Source organism: Rhizobacter sp. P2_H2, assembly GCF_056403375.1.
Genome location: NZ_JBFUFP010000613.1, coordinates 1 through 3281 on the forward strand (window position 1 = coordinate 1; position 3281 = coordinate 3281).

The window sequence follows — 3281 nt, forward strand, 5'->3', positions numbered from 1 at the left end:
GTCGTGCAGCGCGCGCAACCAGGTGGCGACGAATGACGGCAGGCCGAATCCGCGGGTGATCGCGTCGGCGATCGCATCGGCATCCTCGTCGGTGCCGGCCGCGACACGCAACGTCGTCTCGCCTGCATCCACCGGGCCTGCCGGCCGCAGCATCTTCACCCAGTTCGCGGGTTCGCCCGGCCGCCATCCGGCCGCTTCGAGCGACAGCGCCGTGTCGCGGGGCTGCGCGTGCGTGTTGACATGCAGCCACCAGTGGCGGGAACCGGCCGCCGCGAACGCCGCTGCGACTTGCGCGGTGCTGTGGGCGCCCGCCGGCGAGCGCAGCCCGAGCCCGATCGCCCGGTTGAACAGGGGGGACTCGATGCCGGGTGCCAACAGCAGCGTCGCATCGGCGACGCGGTCGTGGGCGATGCCCAGCGTCCGGCGCAGCGCCGGGGGCGCCGCGTCGTAGTAGTCCACCCAGGCGCGGGCTTCGATGTTGTCTGCCAGGGTGGCCATGTCGGCGGGGGTCATTGTCGAGTTCACGGGAAGCGTTTCCTTCTGGCTGGATTGATTGACCTTACACCGTAAGGTCGACGCCGCGAAATGTACTGCAGGGTGCCTTACGTTGTAAAGTGGCCCATGGCCAGTGTCCGCACACCCCGCAAAGCGCCGACGTCGGTTCCGCCCGCGTCCCCACCGCTTCCTCGCACGCCGCTCGATCGGGACCGGATCGCCGCGGTGGCCCTGGCACTCATCGACAGCCTCGGGCTGGACGGCTGCTCGATGCGCCGCATCGGCCAGGAGCTGGGCGTCGAGGCGATGGCGCTCTACCATCACTTCAAGTCCAAGGGCGAGCTGCTCGACGCGGTGCRGGAGCTGCTGATCGGCGAGATCGAGATGCCCGATCCCGCCAGCGCCCCGCCGATCGAACGCATCCGCCGGAGCATGCGCAGCTACCGGCAGATCGCGGTGCGCCATCCGCGCGCCTTCACGCTGCTCGCTGCACGCCGCTTCAACACTCCGCGTGCATTCGACATCTACGAGCAGCTGCTGTTGATGTATGCCGAGTGCGGGCTGGCACCGCAGCAGCAGGCCTGGTGGTTCCGCCTGATGGGCGGCTTCGTGAACGGCGCGGGCATGGCCTACGTCGCGAGCATCGAGCACATTCCGGAACCCACCAAGCTGCAGCTGCAGCATGCGCCGCAGACCATTGCGTTGCCGCACGTCGCCGCCGTGGCGCCGTTCCTGCGAATCGAGGGCCTCGATGCCGCCTTCGAATTCGGGCTCGACGTGCTGTTGGGTGCATTGGCGCGCGGGGGCGACGCTGCGCCTCAGTGATCCGCCCCGTGCCGCCACCCATCGGGCGTGCAGCCGGTCCAGTCGTGGGTTCGATGGGTCTTCCTTGTTTCAGTGGTGGCGTCCGTTCATTGACACGATGGCCTCCCTTACCCACCTCTGTCCCCCATGCCCATGACCCCGCTCGTGCCAAACCATCCCCACCGCGAACCCTTCCACGGGAAACGGCGGCTCAACCAGCAGCAGCCTGTCCCGTCGGTCCCGCACCAGCAGCTCCGGCACCAGAGCCACGAAGTCCGACGCCGCCACGATCTCCGGCAGGAACAGAAACGATGCCGCCGACAGCACCACCTTGCGCTTGTGCCCCAGCGCCGCCAGGGTGCTGTCCACCGGCGTGACGAAGTCGGCCCCGCGCAGCGAGACGATCACGTGCTCCAGCTGCGCAAACTGCGCGACCGAGAGCTTGCGCCGCAGCCGTGGATGGTCCCGCCGGCCGATCAGCACATAGCGCTCATCGAACAGGTGCCGCGTCCGCAGGCCCGGCGGCGCGACCTCCGGCGTCATCAGCGYCAGGTCCACATCGCCCCGCGCCATCTGCGCTTCCAGCTGCGGCATGTCCAGGTTGCGCAGCGCCACGCGCACGCCGGGCGCCCGGGTGCGCAGTTCCACGACCAGCGGCTTGACCACTGCCGCCTGCAGGTAGTCCGTGCAGGCGATGGTGAAGGTCAGCTCCGCCTCGGCAGGGTCGAAGTTCCTGTGCGAGGCGACGGTGGCGCGCACCTGGTCCAAGGCGTGGCGCAAGGGGGCCAGCAGGTCGATGGCCTTGGCGGTCGGCGTCATGCCGCGTTGCGCAGGGATGAGCAACGGGTCGTCGAACGCGTCGCGCAGGCGGCTCAACTGCGCGCTGACCGCCGGTTGACTCAGGTGCAGGCGGGCGGCCGCCTTGGTCACGTTCTGCTCCACCAGCAAGGCCTCCAGGGTGACCAGCAGGTTGAGGTCGAGGCGCGTGCTATCCATGCCATGAATAGTAGCCAAACAAAGCATCGATTTCACAGATGGCTCGCAACTGCCGAGACTTGCGCCATCGCCCTACCGGCGCCACCGATGAAGAGTGAATCGATGCAGAAGAAGGTCCTGATCGTCCATGCGCACCCCGAGCCCACATCGCTGACCCGCCAGCTTGTGGAGGTGTCCTTGCAAACGCTACGGCAGCAGGGGCACGAGGTGCTGCAGTCGGATCTGTACGGCATGCACTGGAAGGCCGTGTTCGACGAACACGATTTCCCCAGCCGGGCCGACCCGGATCGCTTGTCGTTCATTGCGGAGTCAGGGCATTCCTATCTCGGTGGGCAACAGGTCGCGGACATTGCCGCCGAGCAGCAGAAGCTGCTGGCCGCCGACGCAGTGGTCTTCCAGTTTCCGCTCTGGTGGTTCGGCATGCCGGCCATCATGAAGGGCTGGGTGGACAGGGTGTGGGCCTACGGCCTCGCGTACGGCTACCAGAACGCAGGCAACCGCTACCGCTATGGCGATGGCGCCTTCAAGGGCAAGCGGGCGATGCTCGCCGTCGCGGTCGGCGGGCCGGCGAGGGATTATTCGCCGCGGGGCATCAACGGGCCGCTCGAGCAGTTGCTCTTCCCCATCACGCACGGCTCGCTCTATTTTCCCGGCTTCGACGTGCTGCCCACCTTCGCCGTCTACGGCACCGGACGAATGGCGGCGGATGAGGTGGCCGCGGCCAGGCAAGCCTGGCGCTCGCGTGTCGAACGCCTCTTCGAAGAAGCGCCCATCCCCTTCCGGCCGCAAAACGGTGGCGACTATCCCGACGGCCACGTCCTGGCAGCTCATGTCGCGGCCGGCCAGAGCGGACTGGTGGCGCACATCGCGGGCCCGGAAACGGTCCCTCTCCCTCGACCCCTCGAGAGGGGAGCCTGATCCCCTCTCCGAACCGGTGCCCTGCGCCGCCGGTCAGGTCGTGCCTGGCCGGCGGCGCTGCCCTCGAC

The 3281-nt window shown here is 68.2% G+C and carries 4 protein-coding genes; 2 read left to right on the forward strand and 2 right to left on the reverse strand.

Annotated features, from left to right (window positions below; genetic code table 11):
• On the reverse strand, positions 1-513 hold a 513-nt coding region (locus AC1D15_RS23375), incomplete at its 3' end, for a hypothetical protein (protein WP_477827855.1).
• A 207-nt stretch (positions 514-720) separates the two neighbouring features.
• Here AC1D15_RS23375 and AC1D15_RS23380 point away from each other — a divergent pair.
• Positions 721-1320 (forward strand): TetR/AcrR family transcriptional regulator, encoded by a 600-nt coding sequence (locus tag AC1D15_RS23380; RefSeq protein WP_477827856.1) that lies wholly within the window; start codon positions 721-723, stop codon positions 1318-1320.
• Positions 1321-1389: 69 nt separating this feature from the next.
• Here the strand turns inward: AC1D15_RS23380 and AC1D15_RS23385 are convergent, their stop codons facing one another.
• Complete coding sequence (locus tag AC1D15_RS23385; protein WP_477827857.1) at positions 1390-2295, reverse strand: LysR family transcriptional regulator; 906 nt, start codon at positions 2293-2295, stop codon at positions 1390-1392.
• A 102-nt stretch (positions 2296-2397) separates the two neighbouring features.
• Here AC1D15_RS23385 and AC1D15_RS23390 point away from each other — a divergent pair, with 102 nt between their 5' ends.
• Complete coding sequence (locus AC1D15_RS23390; protein WP_465114408.1) at positions 2398-3213, forward strand: NAD(P)H-dependent oxidoreductase; 816 nt, start codon at positions 2398-2400, stop codon at positions 3211-3213.
• Positions 3214-3281: the final 68 nt, after the last annotated feature.

Coding starts and splice junctions, on each gene's coding strand:
- AC1D15_RS23390 (WP_465114408.1), top strand. CDS start 2,398: ATGCAGAAGAAGGTCCTGATCGTCCATGCGCACCCCGAGCCCACATCG.